Below are 24,944 nucleotides of genomic sequence, written 5' to 3'. Positions count from 1 at the left end.
TCGGCGGTCTCGGGCATGGAGTCCACGCCGTACTTTTCCTTCATCAGCTTGTTGATGAAGCGCCAGCCGATGGTCGTGTCATACACGGCGTTGGCGCGCGAGAAGGCGGACTCCGCCTTGGGCATGACGAAGGGGGCGCGGCTCATGCTTTCCACGCCGCCGGCGATCATCAAACCGGCTTCGCCGGCCTTGATGGCGCGCGCGGCCGTGCCCACGGCGTCCAGGCCCGAGCCGCACAGGCGGTTGATGGTGGCGCCGGGCACTTCCAGGGGCAGGCCCGCGAGCAGGCTGGCCATGTGGGCAACGTTGCGGTTGTCTTCACCGGCCTGGTTGGCGCAGCCGTAGAGCACGTCGGTGATGCTGGCCCAGTCGACGTTGGGGTTGCGGGCCATGAGGGCGCGCAGGGGGATGGCGCCCAGGTCGTCGGTGCGCACGCTGCTCAGGGCGCCGCCGTAGCGGCCGATGGGGGTGCGGATGGCGTCGCAGATGAAGGCTTGGGTCATGGGTAGGGTCTCAGAGTTACAAAAAACAGTCGTCACGGGGCATTGCGCCCCTCGCCCCGGCGGCGCAGCCGCTCGGAGGGGCCTCGCTTCAGTCGTCGATGCGCAAGACCACCTTGCCGAACTGCGCACCCGATTCCAGGCGGTCCAGCGCGGCATGCACGCCGTCGAGCGGGTATTCGCTGTCGATCAAGGGCCGCAAGCCCGTGCGCTCGACGAAGCCGAGCAGGTCATGGAACTCGCCATAGCTGCCCAGGCTGGAGCCGAATATCTGCAACTGGCGCACGAAGAGACGGCGCAGATCGGCACCGGGCTGGTCTCCGGTGGTGGCGCCGCAAGTGACGAGCCGGCCGCCGCGCACCAGCGACTTCATGGCCGACGGCCAGGTGGCCGCGCCGGTGTTCTCGAACACCACGTCCACGCCACGGCCGCCCGTCAGCGCCATGACCTCCTTCGCCACGTCCTGGGTCTTGCCATGGATCCCGTGGTCGGCGCCCATCGCGCGAGCGCGTTCGAGCTTGGCGTCGTCGCGCGAGGTCACGATCACGCGCGCGCCGATGGCCTTGGCCAGCTGCAGGGCGGCCAGCGAGACGCCGCCCCCAATGCCGAAGACCAGCACCGTCTCCCAGGGCTGCAGGCGGGCCTTGGAAAACAGCATGCGCCAGGCCGTGAGGTGGTTGACGCCGAGGGCGGCACCCTCGGCAAAAGTCAGGTGGGCGGGCTTGGGAAAGACCTGCGCCGCTGGCACCTGGATCCACTGGGCGAACGTGCCATCGCGGTGCTCGCCGAGGAACTGGATGCGCGTGCACAGGGCGCTGTCGCCGTGCTGGCAGAACTCGCAGCGGCCGCAGCCCACGCCGGGGTGGATGACCACCTCCTGGCCCGGGCGCAGCAGCGGGTCGGTGGCGTCGCAGGCGTCGACCACGCCGGCCGCGTCGAGGCCCAGGATCTGCGGCAGGCGGTGTGTGATGCCGGCGCCGCTGTTGCGCATGTACAAATCCACCTGGTTGAGGGTGGCGGCCCGCACGCGTACGCGCACCTCGCCGGGCGCGCGCTCGGGGAGATGGTGTTCCCGCACCTCGACCACTTCGTTGCCACCATGGCCGGTGATGAATGCTGCTTTCATGGTCTGGTCCGTCCTCGTGAAGTACCGTTCAAAATCAACGTGCCGTCCGGGCTGGCCACCTGGGACAGGCTGGCGCCGAGCAACAGTTTGCGCACCGGCACCTCCATCTTCTTGCCGCTCAGCGTGCGCGGAATCTCGCTCACCGGGACCACCGCATCGGGCACCGACCAGTGCCACAGTGCGGCGCCATCGTGGGTCGCAAGGCCTTTTTCCCACGCCAACCCATCCTGGGACTGCACCAGGCGGCTGGACTGCCGTGGCTCGGGCCCCGGGGTCCAGAGGATGTCGGTGGTGGAGGGTTTCATGGGGTGCCCAGCCCCGCCGAGGCGACCACGGCGGTGCCGGTGAGCCGGGTTTCGCCCGCCTGGTTGCATGCGGCCATGGCCAGGGTCAGGCAGGGATCACCGTGTTCGATGCAGTGGCCCGCCACGCGGGCCTGGCAGTGCACCTCGTCACCGATGTGGGTGATGGCTTCAAAGCGCACGCTGAGGCGCCGCAGCGCCGCAGGCTCGGCCCAGCGGGTGAGCACGCGCGCCAGGTACGCGGCCGACAGCATGCCGTGCGCGAAGACATCGGGCATGCCGGCCTGGCGGGCATAGTCCATGTCGATATGCAGCGGGTTGTAGTCGCCCGATGCACCGGCATACAGGCCCAGCTGGTGCCGGGTGATGGGGCCCGCCACCACGCGGGGCAGGCCATCCTGCGCAGCGGGAGCGGGAACGGTGGCGCGCGGCGCGGAGTGCTTGCTTGCGGGCTGCGGCGGGCGGACGATCATCACGCTGCGCAGATCGGCCACGGGCGCGCCGTCGCTGGCCTCGACACGGGTCTCCCAGACGATGAAACCCAGGGCGCCGCCTTTCTTCTCGTAGAGATCGGCGATGCGCGGCTTGAAATGCAGCGTCTCCCCCGCAAAGGCCAGGCGGTGGTAGACGAAGTGCTGCTCCCCGTGCAGCACCTGCGCGTAGGGGACCCGCAGGCGCTCGTACACCTCCATCGGCCGGGGGCCTGCCATTTCCAGGCAGAACAGGAAGGTGGGGGGCAGCGGCAGTGATGGGTAGCCACGGGCCCGTGCCACGGCCTCGTCCCGGAACACTGGATTGTCCTCGCCGGTCACCTGGGCAAAAAAACGCAGGCGGTCGCAGTCCACCCGGGCGCTGAACGGCGTGAGGTCCGTGCCCTTGAGGGAGAGATCCAGCATGGCGCCCCTTACTGCGCGGTCCAGCCGCCGTCCATGGCCCAGGCCACGCCGCGCACATTGGCCGCCGCGGGAGAGCAGAAGAACACGGCCAGTTGCCCGATGTCCTCGGTCGTCGTGAACTGCATCGAGGGCTCCTTTTCACCCAGGCACAGGCGGGTGGCCTCCTGCTCGTCGATGCCCAGGGCCTGGGCCCTGTCCTGCACCTGCTTGAGCGCCAGCGGCGTGCGCACCCAGCCCGGACAGATCGCGTTGCAGGTGACGCCCGAGGTCGCGGTCTCCAGCGCGCTGGTCTTGGTCAGACCGACGATGCCGTGCTTCGCCGCGACATAGGCGGCCTTGTTCACCGAGGCCACCAAGGCGTGCACCGAGGCGATGTTGATGATGCGGCCCCAGTTCGCGGCCCGCATGGCGGGCAAGGCGAGCCGGGTGGTGTGGAAGGCCGCGCTCAGGTTGACCGCCAGAATGGCGTCCCAGTGTTCGACGCGGAAATCCTCCAGGGGAGCGACATGCTGGATGCCGGCGTTGTTCACCAGGATGTCCACCCTGCCGAACCGGTCGCTGGCGAAGCGCATCAGATCCTCGATGTCCGAGGGTCGGGTCAGATCGGCCGGATGGTGCTCGACCCGACCGCCCAGCGCGGCCACTTCCTGCATGGCGGCCTGCACATCGCCAAAGCCGTTCATGACCAGGTTGGCGCCCTGCTGGGCCAGGGCCTTGGCGATGCCCAGGCCGATACCGCTGGTGGAGCCCGTCACGAGGGCTGTCTTGTTGCTGAGGTTCATGGCGTTGGTACAAGATGCCCGCCGCGCGGGCGCGGGGATTACTTCCACAGAGCGCAGCGCGACTCCGCCTTGGTGGTGAAGACTTCCTCACCCGGCATGGTGGCAACCACCTTCACGTAGTCCCAGGGCACGGTCGATTCGGACGGCGCCTTGACCTGCATGAGGTACATGTTGTGGACGTAGCGGCCATCCGGGCGCACATGGCCCTGGGCGTAGAAGTCCTTGAGCGGGGTCTTCTTGAACCACTCCATCACCTTGTCGGCATCGGTGGTCTTGACCGTCTGCACCGCCTTCAGCCATTGCATAGTGGCCGAGTAGTTGGCGGCCTGCACGTCGGTGGGCATGCGCTTGGCTTTCTCGAAGAAGCGGCGGCCGAACTGGCGGCTCTCGTCGTTCAGGTTCCAGTCCCAGCTGGTGGTGAACAGCGGCCCTCGGCATTCTTCAGGCCCATGCTGTGCACATCGACCAGGAAGAGCATCAGGCTGGCGACCTTCATGCTCTTGCCGATGCCGAACTCGCGCGACGCCTTGAGCGCGTTGACCATGTCGGTGCCGCCGTTGGCGATGCCCAGGATCTGTGCCTTGGAGCTTTGCGCCTGCAGCAGGAAGGACGAGAAATCCGCCGCGCCCAGCGGGTGCTTCACGCTGCCGATGACCTGACCGCCGTGCGCCTTGATCACGTTCGTCGCGTCGCGCTGCAGGGCCTCGCCAAAGGCGTAGTCGGCCGCCACGAAGAACCAGTTCTTGTGGCCCTGCTTGAGCAGGGCGCCCGCCGTGCCCTTGGCCAGCGCCGTGGTGTCCCAGGCGTAGTGGATGGTGTAGGGCGAGCACTGCTCGTTGGTCAGCGCCGAGGTGCCGGGGCCGTTGGCGATGAACACGCGCTTCTTTTCCTGCGCGAGCTTGGCCATGGCCAGGGCGGCGGCCGAGTTGGTGCCGCCCACCAGCATGCTGATGTTCTGGGTGTCCATCCACTCACGCGCCTTGGACGATGCGATGTCGGCCTTGTTCTGGTGGTCGGCGCTGATGAGCTCGACAGGAAGGCCGTTGACCTTGCCGCCAAAGTCGTCGATGGCCATCTGGATGGCCATGGCGCCGTTCTTGCCGTCCAGGTCGGCGTAGGCACTGGACATGTCGGTCAGAAAGCCGATGCGGATCTTGTCCTGTGCGTGGACCGGCAGGCTGGCGAGGCCGGCCAGGCCGAGCGCGATGGCGAGGTGCTTGGGACGCAGTGGCATGGTTGTCTCCTTCGTGTGATTGATCGGAACCAGGGGAACGCCTGCCCGGCCCGTGGGCCGGGCCCTTCGGTCACATCTTGCAGAGCGGCGATGCGGCCGGAACGATCGAAGCGGGGTAGGCCTGCTCGATCACGGGGCGCAGCACGCCATCAGCCGTCTTCACACGGGCCACGTAGTTGGGGATCACCAACTGGTTGTCGGCCGCGCGCACCGTGGCCTTGCCATACAGGGTGTCCACCTGCGCGCCGCGCAGGGCCTTGGCCACGTCCTCGGACTTGACGCTCTTGGCCAGCGTCACGCCCTGGAACAGCACCATGGCGCCGTTGTAGGCCTGGCCCTCGGTGTCCGACGGCAGGCGGTTGAACTTGGCCTTGAAGGCGGCGGCGAAGGCCTTGCTCTGCGGGGTGTCGATGTCGGGCGTGTAGCCCACGTTGCCGGGCGTGTTGGTCAGCGCGGTGCCGGTGGCGTTGACCACGAAGTTCGACAGCAGGGCATGGCCGATCAGCGGCGTCTTGGGGATCAGGCCGAAGTCGGCGGCCTGCTTGGTGAAGGCGATGGCGCCGGACACGTCGGCGAACCAGACGGCATCGACGTTGGCGGCCTTGAGTTGCTGGATGTAGGGCGCGTAGTCCTTGGTGCCCAGCGGCGCGAACAGCTTGAGCGCTACCTTCTTGCCCTGGGCGGTCACGGCGGCCTCGAACGACTTGGCCGAGTCGTGGCCCCACACATAGTCGGCGGCCAGGACGGCGAAGTTGTTGCCCGGGATGCCCTTGACCCATTCCTTGATCATGGCCAGGTCCATGGCATCCGAGTGGTTGGTGCGGATGAAGCGGGGGTTGCAGGCGTCCTGCGTGAGCTTGTCGGCCTTGCTCATGGTGCCGATGAAGGCTGCGTCCCAGCGCGTCAGGTTCTGGCTGATGGCCAGCGAGATCGACGAGGTGATGGGGCCGATGATCAGGTTGTGGCCTTCGCGGGTCAGCTTCTCGGCGACGCGGCGGCCGGCGTCGGGCGTGCTTTCATCGTCGCCCTCGGCCAGGATGATCTTGCGCCCGTCCACGCCACCCTTGGCGTTGGCCTCTTCCACGGCGAACTTGATGCCATTGGCTACGTCGGCGCCCATGGTCGAGAAGCCGCCGGACTTGGACGTGACCAGCGCGATCTTGATCGGTTCCTTGTCCTGCGCAGCGGCCGTCAGCGGAAGCGACGCCACCAGCACCACGCCAGCGAGGAGTTGTTGGATCTTTGAATTCTTGAACATGCTTGTCTCCAGATAAATCACCGGAAAATGGCCCGGCTGCCAATACCTCGGGCACGCCCTCGGGGGGTCACACCACCACGTGCTCCTCGATGTCCTTGATCCCTTCGGGCGCATTGACCACCTGGCCCTCGGCCACGACCGAGCCCTTGGACATGGCCAGGTAGCGGTGCGCCACGCGCACCACCAGGCTCAGGTTCTGCTCGATCAGCAGCAGGGCCGTGCCCTGGTCGGCCACCTTGTTGAAGATGTCGGCGAGCTGGTCCACGATGACCGGCGCCAGGCCCTCGGTGGGCTCGTCGAGCAGGATCAGGCTGGGGTTGGCCATCAGCGCGCGGCCCACGGCCAGCATCTGCTGCTGCCCGCCCGACAGCGCCGTGCCCGGGGTGTGGGCGCGCTCCTGCAGGATGGGGAACAGCTTGTAGATCTCGGGCACGGTCCAGGGCCCCTTGCGGCCCGTGGCGGCGCCCAGGTGGAGGTTTTCCTCCACCGTCAGGTTGGCGACGATGCGCCGGCCCTGCGGCACGACGACGATGCCGTGCTGGGCGGCGATGTAAGGGCGCGGCCGGGTGATGGGCACGCCACCGAACTGGATGCTGCCGCCCCGCATCTGGGCCAGGCCCAGGATGGTGTTGACCACCGTGGTCTTGCCCACGCCGTTGCGGCCGATGAGGGCCACGCGTTCGCCGGCATTCACCTGCAGGCCCAGGCCATGCAGGATGTGCGCGGCGCCATAGAAGGACTGGACCTGGTCCAGCTGGAGCAAGGCGGTCATGCGGCACTCCCGAGATAGGCTTCGCGCACGCGCGGGTTGGCGCGCACGCTGGCGGGCTCGCCGCTGGCGATGACGCGGCCCAGTTCAAAAACGGTGACGGCGTCCGAGATGCCGAACACCACATCCATGTCGTGCTCGACCAGCAGCACCGAGACTTCCCAGCGCGAGGTCAGCGCCTTCAGGTGCCGGGCCAGGTCCTGCGACTCCTGCACCGACAGGCCGGCCATGGGCTCGTCGAGCATCAGCAGCTTGGGCCGGCCCACCAGGGCCAGCGCCAGGTCCAGGCGGCGCTGCTCGCCATAGCCCAGGTCCTCGGCGACGGCGTGGCTCAGGCGGTCGAGGTCGAGTTCCTTGAGCACGGCGTCGGCATCGGCGGCGGAGTCCTGCACGCCCATCTTGTAGGACGCCAGTTCCACCTGCTGGCGCACCGTCATGCCGCCAAAGATGCTGGTGCGCTGGAAGCTGCGCGAGAGGCCGCGCCGGCGGCGCTCGACGGCGCCCAGGTGGCTGACGTCCTCGCCATCGAGCAGCACCTTGCCGCGCGTGAGCTTGCGCCGGCCGGTGATGGCGTCGATCACCGTGGACTTGCCCGCGCCGTTGGGGCCGATGAGTCCGCGGATCTGTCCTTTTTCGAGCGTGATGCCCACACCGTCGAGCGCCTTGACGCCGCCGTAGTGGATGGCCACGTCTTCCGCCTGCAATACATAGGAGTTCATGGGAATGTCCTTCTTTCCATCGCGCCGTCAGTGACCGCCCGCATGGCGCCGACCGCCCTTCAGGCCTCCGCCCTTGCGCAGGCGCTGCACCGCACCCACGATGCCGTCGGGCGAGAACACGATGACGGCGATGAGCGCGGCGCCAAACAGCGCCATGGAATGGGTGGCGTATTCACCCAGCAGGTCCTTGAACAGGAAATAGACGATGGCGCCGACGATGGGCCCCAGGGCCGTCTTGAAGCCCCCCACCACCACCATCAGCAGGGTGATGGCCGAGACGCTCCAGTGCAGGTTCTCGGGCGAGACGAAGCCGGTGTTGAAGGAAGACAGCAGGCCAGCGATGCCCGTGACCACGGCGGACAGCGCGTACACCGCCGCGCGGGGCACGGTGGTGGTGATGCCAATGAAGCGCGCCCGCTCCTCGTTGTCGCGGATGGCCTCGGTGATGGAGCCAAAGCGCGTGCGCAGGATCCACAGCAGCACGAAGGTCACGAGCACCATCACGGTCCAGCTGATCATGAACAGCGTCGCGGGCTTGAGCAGCATGGACTGCGAGAAGCCGAACACGGTCGAGGGCCAGTTGATGCCCATGCCGTCGGAGCCGCCGGTCATGCCCCGGGCGCGCGAGGCCAGCAGGTACACCATCTGGCCGATGGCCAGCGTCAGCATGCCGAAGGCGATGCCCGGCACGCGCACGATGACCAGGCCCATCAGGAAGGCCACGGCGCCGATGGCCAGGAGCACCACCAGCATGGCCCATTCCGCCGGCATCCAGTCGAGCGCCAGAACGATGCCCATGCCGTAGCCCGCGGCGCCGAAGAACAGCGCATGGCCGAAGCTGACCAGGCCGTTCTGCTTGAGCAGCACCCCCACGCCCAGGGCGAAGATGGCATAGATGACGGCCTGCGTGAACATGCCCAGCAGGCTGCTGGACGTGGTCACCTGCATGATGGCGGCGCCACCACCGAGGGCCAGGAGCGACAGAGCGCCGGTACGTACAAGACTCATGTTCTCTCTCCGGCGTTCAGGTGCGGCTGCCGGCCAGGCCGGACGGCTTCCAGATCAGGACGGCGATCATGAAGATGAAGGGCAGCAGCACCGACACTTCCGGCAGGTAGACCGCGCCGATGGCCTGCATCATTCCGAGCAGGAGGGCGGCGATGAAGGCGCCGGCCAGCGACCCGAGGCCGCCGATGACCACAACCACGAAGGAGTCGATCAGCACGTCCGAGCTCATGTGCGGCGACAGCGACAGGAAGGGCGCGGCCACCACGCCGGCCAGGCCCGCCAGCGCGCTGCCCAGGCCCACCACCGAGGCGCTGAGCACGTCGGTGTTGACGCCCTGCATCGACGTGGTCACGGGGTCGGTGCTGGCGGCGCGCACGAACAGCCCCATGCGCGAATAGCGCAGCCACAGCGTCAGACCCAGCGCCACCACGGCGCCCACCACGATCACGCCGATGCGGTAGGCCGGCACCTCGTTGCCGAACAGGTTGACGGGGAAAGCGAGCAGCTCAGGCGTGAACAGCGAATAGTTGCTCTTGCCCCAGATGAAGACCACGAGGTCTTCCAGGATCAGCAGCAGGCCGAAGGTGACGAGCATCACGTTGAGCGGCTCGCGGTCCTGCAGCAGACGGAAGCCGTAGCGGTCGAGCAGCACGCCCACCACCGCCATGGCCAGGGGCGCCACGAGCAGCGCCACCCAGAAGTTGCTGTGCTGCGCCACCGTGTAGCCGATGTAGGCGCCCAGCATGTACAGCGCGCCGTGGGCGAAGTTCACCACGCGCCGCAGGCCGTAGATCAGCGCCAGGCCCGAGCTCATCACGATGAGCAGCGCCCCGTACACCAATCCGTTGAAGAGATTGATCGTCAGCATGTTCTTGTCTCCTGGTCTGGGCTCTCGTGGCGCGCACCGCGGCCATCGGAGCCCCCTTCGTTTGCTATGCTATTTGTAGCTATTGGCGCTTTATTTCATTGGCTTTGAGGCACAAAACACTTGAAAACAGCGCCTCAGCGGTGCGCGAAGGCCGGCTTGCGCTTGTCCAGGAAGGCGTGCATGCCCTCGTGCGCGTCGCTGCTGGCAAAGCGCCCGTAGAGCGCGCGGCGCTCGAACAAGATGCCCTCGGTCAGCGGGCTTTCCCAGGCGCGGTTCACCGACTCCTTGATCGCCACCAGCGCGGGCAGCGAGAACGCGGCGATCTGCGTGGCCAGGGCCAGGGTGCGCTCCAGCAGTTCGGCGTCGGGCACCACGCGCGAGACCAGGCCGTAGCGGTCGGCCTCCTGCGCGTCGAGCATGCGGGCAGAGAGGCACATGTCCATGGCCTTGGCCTTGCCGATGGCGCGCGGCAGGCGCTGCGTGCCACCCGCGCCGGGCAGCATGGCCAGCTTGATCTCGGGCAGCGCGAAGCGCGCCGACTCGGCCGCCACGATGACGTCGCAGGCCAGCGCCAGCTCGCAGCCGCCGCCCATGGCGTAGCCGGCCACGGCGGCGATCACGGGCTTGCGCACGCTGCGGATGGTTTCCCAGTTGCGCGTGATGAATTGGCCCTGGGTGACGTCCATGAACGTCCAGTCGGCCATGGCCTCGATGTCGGCACCGGCGGCAAAGGCCTTCTCGCTCCCCGTGATGACGATGGCACCGATGCCGGGGTCGGCGTCAAAGGCCAGGAGGGCCTCGCCCAGGGCGTCCATCAGGGCGTCGTTCAGGGCGTTGAGCTGCAGGGGCCGGTGCAGGGTGATCAGGCCCACGCGGCCTTGCGTTTCCACGCGGAGGGGGCGGTCGTCCGTCATGCGGTGTCTCCGGTGGAGTGGATCAGCCCTGGGCGCGCATCAGCTCGCGCAGCTTGAACTTCTGGATCTTGCCGGACGGCGTGGCCGGCATGGCGTCGGTGACCTCCAGGCGCTCGGGGATGTACTGCAGGGCCACCTTCTGGCTCTTGAGGTACTCCACCATGGTGGGCAGGTCGAAGGTCTGGCCCGGTTTCGTCACCACCACGGCGCAGGCGCGTTCGCCCAGGCGCTCGTCGGGGTAGGCCACGATGGCGGCCATGGCCACGGCGGGGTGGCGGTACAGCAGCGACTCGATCTCGACGACCGGGATGTTCTCGCCGCCACGGATGATCACGTCCTTGCTGCGGCCGGTGATGCGGATGTAGCCCCGTGCATCGATGCGCGCCAGGTCGCCGGTGTCGAACCAGTCGCCGGCATCGGTGCCGTTGAGGTGCGCGCGCTTGAGGTAGCCGCCGAAGTTGGAGCACGAGCGCAGCATCAGGCGGCCGGCCTCGCCCACGGGCAGATCCGTGCCGTCGCCATCGACCACCTTCACCTCCACGCCGGGCAGCGGACAGCCGTCGGTGGAGAACGAGCGCTCGTCGTCGTCGTCGAGCTGGGTCAGCGTGACCGCGCCGTTTTCCGTCATGCCCCAGGCGGAGACGATTTTCGCGCCGAGAGCGGCACGCGCCTGCTCCACCAGCGGCCCCGGAATGGGCGCGCCGGCGCACAGGAAGATGCGCAGCGTGGGCACGGCCTGCTGGGTCTCGGTCACCGTCTTGGCCAGGTCGGTCAGGAACGGTGTCGAGGCCATGGTGAAGGTCACGCCTTCCTTCTGGACCAGTTCGATCGCCTTCTTGGGCTCCCAGATGTCCTGCAGCACCACGCTGGCCTTGAGCAGGACGGGCATGATCAGCCCGTACATGAAGCCGGTCTGGTGGGCCATGGGCGAGGCCATCAGGATGACGTCCTCGGCATCCAGGCGCAGCCGCTGGGCGTAGGGGATGATGTTGGCCATCACGGTGTTGGCCGTGTGCATCACGCCCTTGGGCTCGCCGGTGGTGCCCGAGGTGTAGATGATCTGGGTCACGTCGTCCGGGCCGGGGCGGTGGCGCGTGAGGATGTCCTGCGCGTCCGGCGCGTTCTCCCACTCGGGGCCGCTGAGCAGCGCCTCGAAGCTGTTGGGGCCGGTGCCGTCCACCACCACCAGGTGCTGCAGGTGCGGCAGGCTGGGCCGCAGGTCGGTGATCATCTTCTCGAAGTCGAAACCCCGGAACACCTTGGGCGCGATCATGACCTTGGCCTCGCCATGCTGGAGCATGAACGACAGCTCGCGCTCGCGGAAGATGTGCATCAGCGGGTTCATCACCGCGCCGATGCGCGAGCAGGCCAGGTAGACCAGCGTGAACTGCCACCAGTTGGGTAGCTGGCAGGCCACGATGTCGTTCTTGCCCACGCCCAGCCGCGCCAGGCCCACGGCGATGCGGTCGGCCATGCGCGACAGTTCGGCGTAGGTGAAACGGCGCATCTCACCGGTCTCGACCCGCAGCGCCGTCAGCGCGAGCTTGTCGGGGCAGGCGGCGGCGCAGGCATCGAGGTCGTGGTTGATGGTGCGGTCGTGCCAGAGGCCCTGGGCGATCATGCGCTCACGGCGCGGGGGCAGCAGTACGGCGTCGAATTCCATGGTGTGTCTCCGGTGGTGTGTCTTAAAAACAGGAGCGCTTCGCGCTTGTCAATCAAGGGTTTCAGGCACTTTTCTCATTCAAAGCCTGCAAATTCAAGCGCTGTCAGCTATCTTTTTTGACAGCGCCAGTGGCCTCATGCCGGCACGAACTTCCGCCCCGCCCGCGTGCGGGCGATGATGGTTTTCATGATCTGGGCCGTGCCGTCGCCGATCTGGAAGCCCAGCACGTCGCGCAGGCGCTGTTCCATCAGGCCCCGGTCGTAGCCGCCGTGGCCGAAGCACAGCAGGCACTGGTGGATCACGTCGTAGGCCAGCTTGGGGCCCCACCACTTGGCCATGCCGGCCTCGGCGGTGTGGGGCAGGCCCTGGTCCTTGAGCCACAGGCCCTGCAGGCACAGCAGGCGCGCGCCCTCGACCTCGGTGTCGTACTGCGCGAGCGGGTGCGTCACGCCCTGGAAGGCCGAGAGCGGCTGGCCGAAGGCCTGGCGCTCGGTGATGTATTTCCAGGTTTCCTCCAGCGCCACGCGCGCGACGGCCAGGCATTGCAGGCCGATGAGCGAGCGCGAGAAATCAAAGCCGTGCATCACCTGCACGAAGCCCTTGTTCTCGTCGCCCAGGCGGTGGCTGACGGGCACGCGCACGTTCTCGAAGAAGATCGAGCCGCGCCCGATGGCGCGCTGGCCGTGGCAGTCGAAGCGGTTGGTGGTGACGCCGGGCGTGTTCATCGGCACCAGCAGGGCCGTGACGCCATGCGCGCCCGCTTCGGGCGTGCCGGTGCGGCCGAAGACCACGGCGATGTCGGCCTGGTCGGCGGCCGAGATGGAGGTCTTCTCGCCGTTGATGACGTAGTCGTCGCCCACGCGCTCGATCTTCAGGCGCAGGTTGGCCGCGTCCGAGCCGCCGCGCGGCTCGGTCAGCGCGATGGCGCAGATGGCCTCGCCGCGGATCAGCTTTTGCAGCCAGGGCTTGACCACGTCCGGCTGGCCGTACTTGGACAGGATCTGCGCGTTCAGCGAGGCCAGCAGGTTCAGGTACGAGAAGCTCAGGTCGGCACGGGCCATTTCCTCGTGGATCACGCCGGCCGCCAGGCAGCCCAGGCCCAGGCCGCCAAACTGCTCGGGCAGCTCGGGCACGATGAAGCCCAGCTCGCCCATCTCGCGCAGCAGCGCACGGTCGAGCACGCGGGTACGGTCGCGCTCCTGGAAGCCAGGCGCGACCTTCTCCTGGGCAAAGCGGCGCACCGATTCGGCCAGCGCCTGCAGGTCTTCGTTGATATAGGGGGTCGGGTTCATCAGGGTCTCCAGAAATGGCGCCACCTCGCGGGTGTGGTGGCTCGGCGGGGGCGCCGTCGATGGCAAGGGCGTGGGGGCTCAGTCGGCGACGATCTTGCGGTCCTTGATCAGCGCCGACAGCGAGCCGCCCTCGTCGGTCAGCAGCTTGCGGAACGGGGCCGTCTCCAGCGCGGTGGGCTCGGCGCCCAGGCTGTTGAAGCGCTCCTTGAGCGCGGGCGCAGCCAGGGCCTTGGCAATCTCGCGCGACAGGCGCTCGGTGATCTCGGCGGGCACCTTGTTCGGCGCCCAGACGCCGAACCAGATGTCCAGGCTGGCGTTCTTGATGCCCAGGTCGGCGTAGGTGGGCGCGTCCGGGAAGAACGGCGACTTGCGGTCGCTGGCCACGGCCAGCAACTTGACCTTGCCGGCCTTGATGTGGGGGAAGGCGATGCCGGGGTCGAAAACGAAATCGGCCTGGCTGGCCATCACGTCCTGCAGGGCCGGGGCGGAGCCTCGGTAGGGCACGTGCGTGATGAAGGTCCCGGTACTTTGCTTGAACAGCTCGCCGGCCAGATGGGGCGGCGTGCCGGGCCCCGAGGACGCGTAGTTGAGCTTGCCCGGCTGGGATTTCGCCAGGGCGATGAGCTGCTTGACGTCCTTGGCCTCCATCGTCGGGCGCGCCACCAGGTACATCTGCATGCGCCCGATGCCCATCACGGGCGCCAGATCGCGCGTGGGCACCAGGGGGGACTTGAACAGCAGCGGGTTGACGGTTTCCACCGAGGTCGGCGCGACGAGGAAGGTGTAGCCATCGGGCACGGCGCGCGACACCTCGCTGGCGCTCAGCGTGCCGCTGACGCCGGGCTTGTTGTCCACGATGAAGGTCTGGCCCATGGACTCGGAGAGCGATTGCGCCAGGGCGCGGGCCATCACGTCGGTGCCGCCGCCGGGTGCGAAGCCCACCACCAGGCGCACGGGCTTGGACGGCCACGCGGCGGACTGGCTGGCGGCCGGCAGCGCGGCCGTGGCGAGAAATGCGGCGGCACCGAGGGTCAGGGTGCGGCGTGCGAGGCAGCGCAGGCTGCGGCGGGGTGCGAGGGTGGTGGTCATGGTGTCTCCTGTGTTGTCATGGCTGGCCGGCTCTCAGGCCGGTGTCCGCCCACCCGGCCGGGCGGTGCGGTGCGCGGCGAAGGCGACCCGTGTTGGCGCGGGGGCCTTCGCCGGTGTGTGGTCGCGGCGCATCACGCACCTCCCTGGGCGGCCAACGCCGCGCGGATGGCCTGCACCGATTCAGGGTTGACCAGCGTGCTGAGGTCGCCCGGGTCGTCGCCCAGCCACGAGGCGCGCACGACGCGGCGCATCAGCTTCATGTTGCGGGTGCGCGGCAGGTCGTCCACCAGCACCACCTGGGCTGGACGGAAGGCGCCGCCGAGGCCGGCCACGACGGCAGCCGACAGGGTCTTGAGCGCGCCCGCCGGGTCGATGCCGGGGCGCGGCACGCAGATGCAGACCACCGCCGTGCCCTTGACCGCATCGGGCACACCGATGGCGGCGGCGTCCTGGACCAGGCCGGTGGCCATCAGCAGAGCCTCGATTTCCGAGGGCCCGGTGCGCTTGCCGGCGATCTTGAGCGTGTCGTCGGAGCGGCCATGCACGTACCACATGCCGTCGGCGTCGCGGCTGGCGAAGTCGCCATGCACCCACAGCCCGGGCAGGCGTGACCAGTAGCTCTCCAGGTAGCGCTCGCGGTCGTGCCACAACCCGCGCGTCAGGCCGATGCTGGGGCTGCGCATCACCAGTTCGCCCGTCACGCCGGGGCCGACGCTGGCGCCTTCGGCATCGACCACGTCGGCGCCGGTGCCCGGCACCGGGCCGGCGAAGGCGCAGGGCTTGAGCGGGTGGATCACCGTGCCGGTGAGGATGCCGCCCACCTCGGTGCCGCCGGAATAGTTGAGCAGCGGGACATTGTTCTTGCCCACGCGCTCGAAGGTCCACTGCCAGGCCTCGGGCGTCCAGGGTTCGCCAGTGGAAACGATGACGCGCAGCGACGAAAGGTCCAGGGCATCGAGCGCCGCGCCATCGAGCGACATCGACAGCCGTGCCACCGTGGGCGCCAGGCCCAGGTAGCTGACGCGGTGGCGCTCGATGAGGCGCCACAGCCGGTCGGGCTGCGGGTAGTTGGGCGCGCCTTCGGCCAGCACCACGGTCGAGCCCACCAGCAGGCCGCCGAACACCAGAATCGGGCCCACGAGCCAGCCCATGTCCGACATCCACAAAAAGCGGTCCTCGGGCTTGAGGTCCATGCAGATCGACAGGTCCAGCGCGGTCTTGACCGGGAAGCCGCAATGCGAGTGCACGACGCCCTTGGGCTTGCCCGTGGTGCCCGAGGTGAACATCAGCAGGAAGGGGGCATCGGCCGGCATGGCCTCGGTGGGCACGGCGGCGCAGTCGGCGGGGGCGCCGGCCACCAGCTCGTGCCACCAGTGATCACGCCCGGCCTGCCAGCCGTGTTCGGTGGCCAGGTGGCCCAGCACGACCACATGGTGCACGCCCGGGCACTGCCGCAGCGCCTCGTCGGCGACCGCCTTGGCGCCCACCGGCTTGCCGCGCCGCAGCGAACCGTCTACCGTGACCAGGGCCTTGGCGTGGCCGTCGTTCAGGCGCTGGGCGATGGCGTCGGCGCCAAAGCCCGAGAACATGGGCAGCACGATGCCGCCGATCTTGGCCACGGCCAACATGGCCGCTGCGGCCTGCGGCAGGTTTGGCAGGTACATGCCCACCACGTCACCCCGGCCCAGACCCAGCTGGCGCAGGCCCCAGGCCAGGCGGCAGGTTTCGCGGTCGAGGTCGGCGAAAGTCCAGGTGGTCACCGTGCCGTCTTCGCCCTCCCAGACCAGGGCCTCTTGTGTGTAGCGCGGCGTGCCACGGCGCCGGTCGATGCAGTTGAGCACCACGTTGGTGGTGCCGCCCACGCACCAGCGGGCAAAGGGCAGCCCCTCGCCCAGGTCCAGCACCTGTTCGCAGGGCTGTTCAAACCGATAGTCGAGGAAGCGGATCAGCGCGTCATGGAACCAAGCCGGGTCGGCGCTGGCGCGCTCGTTGAGCGCTTCGAAACTGTCGACCCCGAGCGCCCGCATGAAGCGCGTGAGGTTGGCGTTGTCCACCGTGCGGCGGTCGGGCCGCCACACAGCGCCGGACGAAGGGAGGGCATCGGTTGCCATGGCACGCTTTCCGGTCGGGCTTACTTGGCGTACTTGCGGAACTCGGGCTTGCGCTTGTCCTTGAGCGCGTTGACGCCCTCGCGCGATTCCTCGGTGTCGTAGTACAGCTTGAGCGCGTACATGCCCAGGCCCGCGATGCCGGCCTGGTGGGCGGTGTCGGCGTTGAAGCTGCGCTTGGCGATCGCCAGCGCGGTGGGGCTGCGCTCGCACAGTTCCTCGCCGATCTTCTGCACTTCGGCGTCGAGCTGGTCGTGCGGGAAGCAGAAGTTGGCCAGGCCCATGGTCACGGCCTCGGCACCGCTGTAACGGCGGTTGAGGTACCAGATCTCGCGCGCCTTCTTCTCGCCGACCACGCGGGCCAGGAAGGCCGTGCCGTAGCCAGGGTCCACCGAGCCCATCTTGGGGCCGACCTGGCCGAACTGCGCCTTGTCGGAGCAGATGGTCAGGTCACAGATGGTGGCCAGCACGTTGCCGCCGCCAATGGCGAAGCCCTGCACGCGGGCGATCACGGGCTTGGGCACGTCGCGGATGGCGGTGTGCAGCTCTTCCATCGGCAGGCCGATGGTGCCGCGCCCGTCGTAGTTGCCATTGTGGGCGGACTGGTCGCCGCCGGTGCAGAAGGCACGGTCGCCGGCGCCGGCCAGCACGATGGCGCCCACGCTCTTGTCGTAGCCGGCCTTGTTCAGCGCGCGGATGATTTCGTCGCAGGTCTGGCCCCGGAAGGCGTTCATCTTGTCGGCACGGTTGATGGTGATCCAGGCCACGCCGTTGCGCACTTCGTACAGGATGTCTTCGAAATTCATGGTGTTCTCCACGGAAGGGGGTATGGGTGTTGGCGGGTCAGCCGTGCATGGTCAGGCCGCCGGAGACGCTGAGCACCTGGCCGGTGACAAAGCTGGCGTCGTCGCTGCCCATGAAGGCGATGGCCGAGGCCAGGTCCTCGCCCTGGCCCAGGCGGCCCAGGGGAATGGCGCTCTTGAAGGCCTCGATCAGCTTGGCCGGGTCGCGCGCTCCTTCGGCCACGCCCGCCAGCAGGGCGGTGTCGGTCGGGCCGGGGCAGACCACGTTCACGGTGATGCCGTGGCGCGCATGCTCACGCGCCAGCGTCTTGGACAGCGCCACCAGGCCGCCCTTGCAGGCGGAGTACACGGCCTCGCCCGAGGAGCCGCCGCGCGCCGCGTCGGAGGCGACGTTCACGATGCGGCCGTATTGGCGCTCGGCCATGCCCGGCAGCACGGCATGCAGCATGTGCAGCGCGCCTGTGAGGTTGATGGCGATGAGCTTCTCCCACTCGGCGGGCACCGTCTTCACGAAGGGTTTGAAGATGTCCCAGCCGGCGTTGTTGACCAGCACGTCCACGGGGCCCAGCTGCGCCTGCGCGGCTGCCACGGCCGCGTCCACCTGGGCGCGGTCGGTGATGTCGCACTGGAAGGCCGCGGCGCGGCCACCTGCCGCACGGATGCCGGCCGCCACCGTTTCGGCGGCGTCCAGGTTTCTATCGAAGACGGCGACCTTGCCGCCCTCGGCGGCCACGCGGCGCGCCGTCGCGCCACCGATGCCGCCACCACCACCCGTCACCACGACGGTTTTGCTCTCGAATCTCTGCATGTTGCTCTCCATGGGTTGCCAAGCTTGCTATCGTCTGGGTCATGCGGCTTGCATCGCCAACACATTTAAGTAAAGATATTGTCATATCTTTTTCTTGCGCATGCAAGCCACCATTTGCAATCAACATCCAAAACTATGGTTTTCCCTATGGAAAAAGAACTCAGCACCCGCATGGACCTGGCGAACAGGGTCTTCTTTCGACTCTATCAATGCGCAAATATGTTGCATAAAACCGGAACGCGGGCCGTCGAATCCGAAGGCCTCACGACACAGCAATGGGCAGTGCTCGGTGCCCTGTCCAGGCCCCAGGCCGCCGAAGGAATGAGTGTTGGCGACCTGGCCCGCTACCTGATGGTGAGCCGACAGAATCTCTCGGGGCTCATCAGCCGCATGGAGCGCGATGGACATATCGCCTCCGCACCCGATCCGCGCGATCGGAGGTCACGCCTGGTCACGATGACCGAATCGGGCCGCAAGGTCTGGCTGGTGGAAGCACAGCCCAAGATCCATGGCTATTACGAGGAAGCGCTCGATGGCTTCTCGGTGAACGACATTACGCACACCCTGCACTATCTGCTCAAGCTGCTCGACAACATGCAGCGCGTCGATCTGGCACAGGGCGGGGGCAAGGAGGCGGATTGATGCGCAGGCGCCGGCGTGGCAAGGCCACCTTGCGCGCCAGCCACGGGTGGTGCAGCCCTTGCGCCACCCACCGCAGGAATGCGACCCGCCGATGACCGTCTGCGGCGACGCAAAAACAAAAAGGCCCACCGAAGTGGGCCTTTTTGACAAGCTAGACGCTTGATTTGATTGGTTGCGCGAGAAGGATTTGAACCTCCGACCTTTGGGTTATGAGCCCAACGAGCTACCAGACTGCTCCATCGCGCGGCAAGACGTAAATTATAGCAGCTTTTTAGGCTTCTGCGGAAGAACCTGCAGATTCCGTGGATTCTGCTGCGCGCTCCACGAGTTCCACAAAGGCCATGGGGGCGTTGTCACCCACGCGGAAGCCCATCTTCAGGATGCGGGTGTAACCACCGGGGCGAACCTTGAAGCGGGGGCCCAGATCATTGAACAGCTTGGTGACGCTGTCGCGGTCGCGCAGGCGGTCGAATGCCAGGCGGCGGTTGGCGACGGTGTCGACCTTGGCCAGGGTGATCATGGGTTCGATCACGCGGCGCAGTTCCTTGGCCTTGGGCAGGGTGGTCTTGATGGCCTCGTGCTCGATGAGCGAGTTCATCATGTTCTGCAGCATCGCGAGGCGGTGCGAGCTGGTGCGGTTGAGTTTGCGGAGGCCGTGTCCGTGGCGCATGGTGCTTTCCTTTGAATAATTAAATCAGGCAGCCGTATCAGGTACTGCCCGAGGCACTTCCCGGGAGGGAACCGAAAATTATAACTTAACGCTTGTCCAAACCGGCCGGCGGCCAGTTTTCAAGCTTCATACCCAGCGTGAGACCGCGCGAAGCAAGCACTTCCTTGATCTCATTGAGCGACTTGCGACCCAGGTTGGGGGTCTTGAGCAATTCGTTCTCGGTGCGCTGGATGAGGTCACCGATGTAATAGATGTTCTCTGCCTTGAGGCAGTTGGCGGAGCGGACGGTCAGTTCCAGCTCGTCCACGGGGCGCAGCAGGATCGGATCGAACGTGGCGTTGGTGCCGCGGCCGCCCGACGAAGGCTCGAACGTGGGGATCTCGCCGCCGTCCAGCTGTGCGAACACCGCCAGTTGCTCGACCAGGATCTTGGCGGATGCGCGAACGGCATCTTCGGCCGTGATGGCACCGTTGGTCTCGATCTCGACGACCAGCTTGTCCAGGTCGGTGCGCTGCTCGACGCGAGCACTCTCGACGGTGTAGCTCACGCGCTTGACGGGCGAGAACGAAGCGTCGAGGACGATGCGACCGATAGACTTGGTGGTTTCGTCCGAGAAGCGGCGCTGATTGCCCGGCACATAGCCGCGGCCCTTTTCCACCTTGATCTGCATGTCCAGCTTGCCGCCTTGCGACAGGTGGGCGATGACATGGTCGGGGTTCACGATTTCGACGTCATGGGGCGTCTGGATGTCGCGTGCGGTCACAACGCCATCGCCGTCCTTGCGCAGGCTCAGCGTGACTTCGTCGCGGTTGTGGAGCTTGAACACCACGCCCTTGAGGTTCAACAGGATGTTGACGACGTCTTCCTGGACACCATCGATGGAGGAGTACTCGTGCAGCACCCCTGCGATCGTCACTTCCGTCGCTGCGTAACCCACCATGGACGAGAGCAGGACGCGCCGAATGGCGTTGCCCAACGTGTGGCCATACCCACGCTCGAACGGCTCCAGTGCGACCTTGGCACGGTTGTGGCCAAGCTGCTCGACATTGATAGCCTTGGGTTTCAGCAGATTTGTTTGCATGCAGACTTCCTCTCAATACCCCCAGCTCGTTACACCGGTAAGGCTGGTGAAGCGCCTGCACCGCGATGCCTCGCGGTGCAGGTACGATTTTCGGCAGTTCAGGCCGGTGCTTAGCGCGAGTACAACTCGACGATCAGCGATTCATTGATGTCGGCACCGAATTCGTCGCGATCGGGGACCTTCTTGAACACGCCTTCGGCCTTGGCGGCATCGACTTCGACCCACGCGGGCATGCCGACTTGCTGTGCCAGTTGCAGGGCTTCGGCGATGCGGCCTTGCTTCTTGGATTTCTCGCGCACGGCCACCACGTCCCCGGCCTTGACCAGGTACGACGGGATGTTGACCGATTGACCATTCACGGTGATCGCCTTGTGCGACACCAGCTGACGCGCCTCGGCGCGGGTGGAACCGAAACCCATGCGGTACACCACGTTGTCCAGGCGGCATTCCAGCAGCGACAGCAGGTTGGCGCCGGTGTTGCCCTTCTTGCCGTCAGCGGTCTCGAAGTAGCGGCGGAACTGCTTCTCCAGAATGCCGTACATGCGCTTGACCTTCTGCTTTTCACGCAGTTGCAGGCCGTAGTCAGACGTGCGCTGACCCGAAGTGCGGCCATGCTGACCGGGCTTGGAGTCGAACTTCGACTTGTCGGCGATGGAGCGGCGTGCGCTCTTGAGGAACAGGTCGGTGCCTTCGCGGCGGGAGAGTTTGGCCTTGGGGCCGAGGTAACGTGCCACTTGAATATCCTTCTATGTCAACTTCCGCAAACCATTGCGGGAGCCGTCTGCGGCGTGGTAACGGGCGCAGACGGCGGTGGGCTTGGGTGAATTAGATGCGACGGCGCTTTTGCGGACGGCAGCCGTTGTGGGGAACCGGGGTCACATCGGAGATCGAGGTGATGCGGATACCCAGGGCGCCCAGGGCGCGGACAGACGACTCGCGGCCAGGGCCAGGACCCTTGATCTCGACGTCGAGGTTCTTGATGCCTTGTTCAATGGCGGCACGGCCGGCCATTTCGGAAGCCACCTGGGCAGCGAACGGCGTGGACTTGCGCGAGCCCTTGAAACCCTGACCACCCGACGATGCCCACGACAGGGCATTGCCCTGGCGGTCGGTGATCGTAATGATGGTGTTGTTGAACGATGCGTGCACGTGGGCAACGCCGTCCGACACGTTCTTGCGAACCTTCTTGCGAACGCGCTGTGCTGCGTTATTGGCAGGAGACTTGGCCATATTGATCTTTCAATCTCTTTATTTCTTCAGTGCAGCAGCGCCCTTGCGCGGACCCTTGCGGGTGCGGGCATTGGTGCGGGTGCGCTGACCACGCATGGGCAGACCGCGGCGATGGCGGAAACCCCGGTAGCAGCCGATGTCCATCAGTCGCTTGATGTTCATCGTGGTTTCGCGACGCAGGTCACCTTCGATGGTGAATTGCGCGATCTGGTCGCGAATCTTTTCGAGATCGCCATCCGTCAGATCCTTGATCTTCTTGGAATAAGCGATGTCGCATGCTTCGCAGATCTTGCGTGCGCGGGTGCGACCAATGCCGTAGATGGCGGTCAGGCCAATCTCAGCATGCTGATGCGGCGGAATATTGATACCAGCGATACGTGCCATGTGCGTCCTCTAATGCTTTCCTAATCAACCCTGACGCTGCTTGTGACGCAGGTCCGTGCAGATCACGCGCACCACACCCTTGCGGCGGATGATCTTGCAGTTGCGGCAGATTTTCTTGACCGAAGCCGAAACTCTCATTTCATTCTCCTAAAACCAGATCTGGTGCCTTGGCAATCAGCCTGAAACACCTTGTTGTGCCGGCGAACCTACGCCAAGCGTTCAATCAAACCAGCACCAGTGATAGCTCCCGGTGCCCCGATACCTTGCCTGCCAGTCGTCGGGACGAGGCGCGTCAGGCGCCACCACCCGACTTGAAATTGGCTTTCTTCAGCAGGGATTCATACTGCTGCGACATCATGTAGTTCTGGACTTGTGCCATGAAATCCATGGTCACCACCACGATGATCAACAGCGATGTACCGCCAAAATAGAACGGCACGTTGTACTTGATGATCAGGAATTCCGGCAGCAGGCAGACAAACGTGATGTAGAACGCCCCTACCAGAGTCAATCGCAGCAAGATTTTATCAATGTATCGAGCCGTCTGATCTCCCGGTCGGATGCCCGGAATGAACGCGCCACTCTTCTTCAGATTGTCTGCAGTTTCCCGGCTGTTGAACACCAGGGCCGTGTAGAAGAAGCAGAAGAAGATGATCGCAGCCGCATAGAACATGACATAGACAGGCTGTCCAGGGGTCAGGGCGCCCGAAATATCCTTGAGCCAGCGCATGGAGTCACCCGTGCTGAACCAGTTCACCACCGTAGCGGGCAGCAGAATGATGGAGGACGCGAAAATCGGAGGGATCACGCCAGCCATGTTCAGCTTGAGTGGCAAATGGGACGACTGGCCACCATAGACCTTGTTACCCACTTGCCTGCGCGCATAGTTCACCAAAATTTTGCGCTGTCCACGTTCGATGAACACTACGAAATAGGTGACCAGGCACACCACCAACACGATGAAGATGGCTGCGACGATGCTCATCGCACCCGTGCGCACCAGTTCCAAGAGGCCACCAATCGAGCCCGGCAGGCCCGCAGCGATACCTGCGAAGATCAGGATGGAGATGCCATTACCCAGGCCGCGCTCGGTGATCTGCTCACCCAGCCACATCAAGAACATGGTGCCTGCCGTCAGGCTCACCACGGCCGTCATGCGAAAGCCGAAACCCGGTGCGAGCACAAGACCTGCGGAGCTTTCCAGCGCCACAGCGATTCCCAGTGACTGGAAGATCGCCAGGCCCAGCGTGCCATAGCGGGTGTACTGCGTCATCTTGCGGCGACCAGCCTCGCCTTCCTTCTTCATCTGCTCGAAGGTCGGCACCGCATAGGTCATGAGCTGCATGATGATCGATGCCGAGATGTACGGCATGATCCCCAATGCGAACACGGTGAACCGCGAAAGCGCACCACCCGAAAACATATTGAACAGGTTCAATATGCCTTGCTGACCGCTGAACAGCTGCTGAAGCTGCGCCGGATCGATGCCAGGAACGGGGATATGCGCCCCGATACGGTACACGACCAGCGCCAGCAACAGAAAGACCAGCCGACGACGCAGATCACCGTACTTGCCGGTTTTTGCAATTTGGGCTGCGCTAGTTGCCACTGGAGCTATCCTTCAAGACAGATTCAGGCGAGCGAGCCGCCAGCAGCCTCAATGGCCGCCTTGGCACCAGCCGTGGCACCAATACCGCTGAGCTTCACGGCAGCGCCGATAGCCCCGGTATTGATGACCTTGACGACCTTGGCATTCTGGCCCACGAGACCAGCCTGCTTGAGCGCCAGCATGTCCACTTCGGCCAGACCCAGTTGGGCCAGAGCCGACAGCGTCACTTCCGCATTGAATTTCAGCGTCTGGGACTTGAAGCCACGCTTAGGCAGGCGTCGCTGCAGCGGCATCTGACCGCCTTCGAAACCGACCTTGTGGTAGCCACCAGCACGCGACTTCTGGCCTTTGTGGCCGCGACCCGCTGTCTTGCCCAGACCGGAGCCGATGCCCCGACCCACGCGACGCTTGGCATGCTTGGCGCCAGCCGCGGGCTTGATGCTATTGAGTTCCATCATCTACCTCTCAGAGGACCTTGACCAGATAACTGATCTTGTTGATCATGCCGCGCACGGCAGGGGTGTCCTGCAGTTCGCTGACACTGTTCAGCTTGCGCAGACCCAGGCCGCGCACGGTGGCACGGTGGGACTCCTTGGTCCCGATCGGGCTGCGTACCAGCTGGACCTTCACGGTTTGTTGCGTAGACATTGTCAAGACTCCTATCAGGCGAAGAGGTCTTCGACCGTCTTGCCGCGCTTGGATGCCACTTCCGCCGGGGTGGTGGAATTGGTCAGTGCGTCAAAGGTGGCGCGAACCATGTTGTAGGGATTCGAGGAACCGTGGCTCTTGGCCACGATATCGGTCATACCCATCACTTCGAACACGGCACGCATCGGGCCGCCCGCGATGATGCCGGTACCCTTGGGGGCCGGAGCCATCATCACGTAGGCCGCGCCATGGTGGCCCGTCACGGTGTGGTGGATCGTGCCGTTCTTGAGCGACACCTTCACCATGTTGCGACGCGCTTCTTCCATGGCCTTCTGCACGGCAGCAGGCACTTCCTTGGACTTGCCCTTGCCCATGCCGACGCGGCCATCGCCATCACCAACAACGGTCAAAGCGGCGAAACCGAGGATACGACCGCCCTTCACGACCTTGGTGACGCGGTTCACCGCGATCATCTTCTCGCGCATGCCGTCGTCGCGACCTTCGTCTTGCACTCGGGGTTGAAATTTAGCCATTTTTTATT

General features: G+C 65.9%; 28 protein-coding genes, 1 tRNA gene and 1 pseudogene. 1 reads left to right on the top strand and 29 read right to left on the bottom strand.

All coding sequences use genetic code 11. The features are described from left to right. The 18 genes and pseudogenes from D8S75_RS14340 to D8S75_RS14255 form a co-directional block, all read right to left on the bottom strand. Window positions 1–503: thiolase family protein (locus D8S75_RS14340; RefSeq protein WP_269814002.1), on the bottom strand; the 503-nt coding region annotated here is incomplete at its 3' end. An 88-nt stretch (window positions 504–591) separates the two neighbouring features. Continuing rightward, a complete protein-coding gene (locus D8S75_RS14335) occupies window positions 592–1,626 on the bottom strand; it encodes a zinc-binding dehydrogenase (RefSeq protein WP_119967028.1) in 1,035 nt (344 codons plus the stop codon). Then, on the bottom strand, window positions 1,623–1,931 hold the full coding sequence (locus D8S75_RS14330; RefSeq protein WP_119967027.1) for a hypothetical protein: 309 nt from the start codon (window positions 1,929–1,931) through the stop codon (window positions 1,623–1,625). The genes D8S75_RS14335 and D8S75_RS14330 overlap by 4 nt, the downstream gene beginning before the upstream one ends. Then, a complete protein-coding gene (locus D8S75_RS17910) occupies window positions 1,928–2,824 on the bottom strand; it encodes an FAS1-like dehydratase domain-containing protein (protein ID WP_306419026.1) in 897 nt (298 codons plus the stop codon). Before D8S75_RS17910 ends, D8S75_RS14330 begins: the two co-directional genes overlap by 4 nt. Before the next feature lie 8 nt (window positions 2,825–2,832). Then, a complete protein-coding gene (locus tag D8S75_RS14320) occupies window positions 2,833–3,606 on the bottom strand; it encodes a 3-hydroxybutyrate dehydrogenase (protein WP_119967026.1) in 774 nt (257 codons plus the stop codon). A 38-nt stretch (window positions 3,607–3,644) separates the two neighbouring features. Continuing rightward, window positions 3,645–4,735 (bottom strand): annotated as a pseudogene (locus tag D8S75_RS14315) (ABC transporter substrate-binding protein). A gap of 175 nt (window positions 4,736–4,910) precedes the next feature. Beyond that, window positions 4,911–6,098 carry an ABC transporter substrate-binding protein gene (locus D8S75_RS14310; protein ID WP_119967025.1) on the bottom strand — a complete coding sequence of 396 codons (1,188 nt, stop codon included), beginning with the start codon at window positions 6,096–6,098 and terminating at the stop codon, window positions 4,911–4,913. Between the two features lie 67 nt (window positions 6,099–6,165). After that, window positions 6,166–6,870 (bottom strand): ABC transporter ATP-binding protein, encoded by a 705-nt coding sequence (locus D8S75_RS14305; protein WP_119967024.1) that lies wholly within the window; start codon window positions 6,868–6,870, stop codon window positions 6,166–6,168. Continuing rightward, the gene (locus D8S75_RS14300; protein WP_119967023.1) at window positions 6,867–7,586 is read right to left on the bottom strand and encodes an ABC transporter ATP-binding protein; all 720 of its coding nucleotides are present in this window, start codon (window positions 7,584–7,586) and stop codon (window positions 6,867–6,869) included. The genes D8S75_RS14305 and D8S75_RS14300 overlap by 4 nt, the downstream gene beginning before the upstream one ends. Window positions 7,587–7,613: 27 nt before the next feature. Continuing rightward, window positions 7,614–8,594 (bottom strand): branched-chain amino acid ABC transporter permease, encoded by a 981-nt coding sequence (locus D8S75_RS14295; protein WP_119967022.1) that lies wholly within the window; start codon window positions 8,592–8,594, stop codon window positions 7,614–7,616. A gap of 16 nt (window positions 8,595–8,610) precedes the next feature. After that, window positions 8,611–9,462, bottom strand: coding sequence for a branched-chain amino acid ABC transporter permease (locus D8S75_RS14290; protein WP_119967021.1), 852 nt, complete (start codon window positions 9,460–9,462; stop codon window positions 8,611–8,613). A 134-nt stretch (window positions 9,463–9,596) separates the two neighbouring features. Continuing rightward, window positions 9,597–10,376: an enoyl-CoA hydratase gene (locus D8S75_RS14285; RefSeq protein ID WP_119967020.1), complete on the bottom strand. Its 780-nt coding sequence runs from the start codon at window positions 10,374–10,376 to the stop codon at window positions 9,597–9,599. Window positions 10,377–10,398: 22 nt separating this feature from the next. After that, on the bottom strand, window positions 10,399–12,039 hold the full coding sequence (gene aliA / locus D8S75_RS14280) for a cyclohexanecarboxylate-CoA ligase (protein ID WP_119967019.1): 1,641 nt from the start codon (window positions 12,037–12,039) through the stop codon (window positions 10,399–10,401). Between the two features lie 134 nt (window positions 12,040–12,173). Then, window positions 12,174–13,331 (bottom strand): cyclohexanecarboxyl-CoA dehydrogenase, encoded by a 1,158-nt coding sequence (aliB, locus tag D8S75_RS14275; protein WP_119967018.1) that lies wholly within the window; start codon window positions 13,329–13,331, stop codon window positions 12,174–12,176. Between the two features lie 78 nt (window positions 13,332–13,409). After that, window positions 13,410–14,420, bottom strand: coding sequence for a Bug family tripartite tricarboxylate transporter substrate binding protein (locus tag D8S75_RS14270; RefSeq protein ID WP_119967017.1), 1,011 nt, complete (start codon window positions 14,418–14,420; stop codon window positions 13,410–13,412). Window positions 14,421–14,551: 131 nt separating this feature from the next. Beyond that, window positions 14,552–16,531, bottom strand: coding sequence for an AMP-binding protein (locus tag D8S75_RS14265; RefSeq protein ID WP_119967016.1), 1,980 nt, complete (start codon window positions 16,529–16,531; stop codon window positions 14,552–14,554). Window positions 16,532–16,551: 20 nt separating this feature from the next. Next, entirely contained in the window at window positions 16,552–17,334 is a 783-nt protein-coding gene (gene badI, locus D8S75_RS14260) for a 2-ketocyclohexanecarboxyl-CoA hydrolase (RefSeq protein WP_119967015.1), read from the bottom strand. A 37-nt stretch (window positions 17,335–17,371) separates the two neighbouring features. After that, complete coding sequence (locus tag D8S75_RS14255; protein WP_119967039.1) at window positions 17,372–18,139, bottom strand: glucose 1-dehydrogenase; 768 nt, start codon at window positions 18,137–18,139, stop codon at window positions 17,372–17,374. 135 nt (window positions 18,140–18,274) lie between these two features. Here D8S75_RS14255 and D8S75_RS14250 point away from each other — a divergent pair, with 135 nt between their 5' ends. Next, on the top strand, window positions 18,275–18,781 hold the full coding sequence (locus D8S75_RS14250) for a MarR family winged helix-turn-helix transcriptional regulator (protein ID WP_119967014.1): 507 nt from the start codon (window positions 18,275–18,277) through the stop codon (window positions 18,779–18,781). A gap of 169 nt (window positions 18,782–18,950) precedes the next feature. Here the strand turns inward: D8S75_RS14250 and D8S75_RS14245 are convergent. From D8S75_RS14245 to rpsE, 11 genes are all read right to left on the bottom strand, one after another. Further along, a tRNA-Met gene (locus tag D8S75_RS14245) sits at window positions 18,951–19,027 on the bottom strand. Window positions 19,028–19,052: 25 nt separating this feature from the next. Continuing rightward, a complete protein-coding gene (rplQ, locus tag D8S75_RS14240) occupies window positions 19,053–19,451 on the bottom strand; it encodes a 50S ribosomal protein L17 (protein ID WP_119967013.1) in 399 nt (132 codons plus the stop codon). A gap of 85 nt (window positions 19,452–19,536) precedes the next feature. Further along, window positions 19,537–20,532 carry a DNA-directed RNA polymerase subunit alpha gene (locus D8S75_RS14235; RefSeq protein ID WP_119967012.1) on the bottom strand — a complete coding sequence of 332 codons (996 nt, stop codon included), beginning with the start codon at window positions 20,530–20,532 and terminating at the stop codon, window positions 19,537–19,539. A 110-nt stretch (window positions 20,533–20,642) separates the two neighbouring features. Continuing rightward, window positions 20,643–21,266, bottom strand: coding sequence for a 30S ribosomal protein S4 (gene rpsD, locus D8S75_RS14230; RefSeq protein WP_119967011.1), 624 nt, complete (start codon window positions 21,264–21,266; stop codon window positions 20,643–20,645). Window positions 21,267–21,357: 91 nt separating this feature from the next. Further along, window positions 21,358–21,762, bottom strand: a complete 405-nt coding sequence (gene rpsK / locus D8S75_RS14225; RefSeq protein ID WP_119967010.1) for a 30S ribosomal protein S11 — start codon at window positions 21,760–21,762, stop codon at window positions 21,358–21,360. An 18-nt stretch (window positions 21,763–21,780) separates the two neighbouring features. After that, a complete protein-coding gene (rpsM, locus tag D8S75_RS14220; protein WP_091457140.1) occupies window positions 21,781–22,146 on the bottom strand; it encodes a 30S ribosomal protein S13 in 366 nt (121 codons plus the stop codon). A 24-nt stretch (window positions 22,147–22,170) separates the two neighbouring features. Then, window positions 22,171–22,284 carry a 50S ribosomal protein L36 gene (rpmJ, locus tag D8S75_RS14215; protein ID WP_005793651.1) on the bottom strand — a complete coding sequence of 38 codons (114 nt, stop codon included), beginning with the start codon at window positions 22,282–22,284 and terminating at the stop codon, window positions 22,171–22,173. Between the two features lie 154 nt (window positions 22,285–22,438). Then, window positions 22,439–23,755 carry a preprotein translocase subunit SecY gene (gene secY, locus D8S75_RS14210; RefSeq protein WP_119967009.1) on the bottom strand — a complete coding sequence of 439 codons (1,317 nt, stop codon included), beginning with the start codon at window positions 23,753–23,755 and terminating at the stop codon, window positions 22,439–22,441. 23 nt (window positions 23,756–23,778) lie between these two features. Further along, complete coding sequence (gene rplO / locus D8S75_RS14205) at window positions 23,779–24,210, bottom strand: 50S ribosomal protein L15 (protein ID WP_119967038.1); 432 nt, start codon at window positions 24,208–24,210, stop codon at window positions 23,779–23,781. Window positions 24,211–24,220: 10 nt separating this feature from the next. Further along, window positions 24,221–24,403 (bottom strand): 50S ribosomal protein L30, encoded by a 183-nt coding sequence (gene rpmD, locus D8S75_RS14200; RefSeq protein ID WP_119967008.1) that lies wholly within the window; start codon window positions 24,401–24,403, stop codon window positions 24,221–24,223. A 14-nt stretch (window positions 24,404–24,417) separates the two neighbouring features. After that, window positions 24,418–24,936 carry a 30S ribosomal protein S5 gene (gene rpsE / locus D8S75_RS14195; RefSeq protein WP_119967007.1) on the bottom strand — a complete coding sequence of 173 codons (519 nt, stop codon included), beginning with the start codon at window positions 24,934–24,936 and terminating at the stop codon, window positions 24,418–24,420. Window positions 24,937–24,944: the final 8 nt, after the last annotated feature.

Source organism: Simplicispira lacusdiani, assembly GCF_003604195.1.
GTDB lineage: Bacteria > Pseudomonadota > Gammaproteobacteria > Burkholderiales > Burkholderiaceae_C > Simplicispira > Simplicispira lacusdiani.
The sequence above is the reverse complement of the archived record's forward strand: the minus strand, read 5'-3'. Positions and strand labels throughout refer to the sequence as shown.

Excerpts from the sequence above, each read along its gene's own strand:
- D8S75_RS14305 (WP_119967024.1), bottom strand. The coding sequence starts at position 6,870 with ATGACCGCCTTGCTCCAGCTGGACCAGGTCCAGTCCTTCTATGGCGCC.
- D8S75_RS14270 (WP_119967017.1), bottom strand. The coding sequence starts at position 14,420 with ATGACCACCACCCTCGCACCCCGCCGCAGCCTGCGCTGCCTCGCACGC.
- D8S75_RS14330 (WP_119967027.1), bottom strand. The coding sequence starts at position 1,931 with ATGAAACCCTCCACCACCGACATCCTCTGGACCCCGGGGCCCGAGCCA.
- D8S75_RS14335 (WP_119967028.1), bottom strand. The coding sequence starts at position 1,626 with ATGAAAGCAGCATTCATCACCGGCCATGGTGGCAACGAAGTGGTCGAG.
- badI (WP_119967015.1), bottom strand. The coding sequence starts at position 17,334 with ATGAATTTCGAAGACATCCTGTACGAAGTGCGCAACGGCGTGGCCTGG.
- rplO (WP_119967038.1), bottom strand. The coding sequence starts at position 24,210 with ATGGAACTCAATAGCATCAAGCCCGCGGCTGGCGCCAAGCATGCCAAG.
- D8S75_RS14235 (WP_119967012.1), bottom strand. The coding sequence starts at position 20,532 with ATGCAAACAAATCTGCTGAAACCCAAGGCTATCAATGTCGAGCAGCTT.
- D8S75_RS14265 (WP_119967016.1), bottom strand. The coding sequence starts at position 16,531 with ATGGCAACCGATGCCCTCCCTTCGTCCGGCGCTGTGTGGCGGCCCGAC.
- D8S75_RS14290 (WP_119967021.1), bottom strand. The coding sequence starts at position 9,462 with ATGCTGACGATCAATCTCTTCAACGGATTGGTGTACGGGGCGCTGCTC.
- rpmD (WP_119967008.1), bottom strand. The coding sequence starts at position 24,403 with ATGTCTACGCAACAAACCGTGAAGGTCCAGCTGGTACGCAGCCCGATC.
- D8S75_RS14320 (WP_119967026.1), bottom strand. The coding sequence starts at position 3,606 with ATGAACCTCAGCAACAAGACAGCCCTCGTGACGGGCTCCACCAGCGGT.
- D8S75_RS14310 (WP_119967025.1), bottom strand. The coding sequence starts at position 6,098 with ATGTTCAAGAATTCAAAGATCCAACAACTCCTCGCTGGCGTGGTGCTG.
- rpsM (WP_091457140.1), bottom strand. The coding sequence starts at position 22,146 with ATGGCACGTATCGCTGGTATCAATATTCCGCCGCATCAGCATGCTGAG.
- D8S75_RS14300 (WP_119967023.1), bottom strand. The coding sequence starts at position 7,586 with ATGAACTCCTATGTATTGCAGGCGGAAGACGTGGCCATCCACTACGGC.
- D8S75_RS14255 (WP_119967039.1), bottom strand. The coding sequence starts at position 18,139 with ATGCAGAGATTCGAGAGCAAAACCGTCGTGGTGACGGGTGGTGGTGGC.
- D8S75_RS14295 (WP_119967022.1), bottom strand. The coding sequence starts at position 8,594 with ATGAGTCTTGTACGTACCGGCGCTCTGTCGCTCCTGGCCCTCGGTGGT.
- rplQ (WP_119967013.1), bottom strand. The coding sequence starts at position 19,451 with ATGCGCCACGGACACGGCCTCCGCAAACTCAACCGCACCAGCTCGCAC.
- aliB (WP_119967018.1), bottom strand. The coding sequence starts at position 13,331 with ATGAACCCGACCCCCTATATCAACGAAGACCTGCAGGCGCTGGCCGAA.
- D8S75_RS17910 (WP_306419026.1), bottom strand. The coding sequence starts at position 2,824 with ATGCTGGATCTCTCCCTCAAGGGCACGGACCTCACGCCGTTCAGCGCC.
- aliA (WP_119967019.1), bottom strand. The coding sequence starts at position 12,039 with ATGGAATTCGACGCCGTACTGCTGCCCCCGCGCCGTGAGCGCATGATC.
- D8S75_RS14285 (WP_119967020.1), bottom strand. The coding sequence starts at position 10,376 with ATGACGGACGACCGCCCCCTCCGCGTGGAAACGCAAGGCCGCGTGGGC.
- rpsK (WP_119967010.1), bottom strand. The coding sequence starts at position 21,762 with ATGGCCAAGTCTCCTGCCAATAACGCAGCACAGCGCGTTCGCAAGAAG.
- rpsE (WP_119967007.1), bottom strand. The coding sequence starts at position 24,936 with ATGGCTAAATTTCAACCCCGAGTGCAAGACGAAGGTCGCGACGACGGC.
- rpmJ (WP_005793651.1), bottom strand. The coding sequence starts at position 22,284 with ATGAGAGTTTCGGCTTCGGTCAAGAAAATCTGCCGCAACTGCAAGATC.
- D8S75_RS14250 (WP_119967014.1), top strand. The coding sequence starts at position 18,275 with ATGGTTTTCCCTATGGAAAAAGAACTCAGCACCCGCATGGACCTGGCG.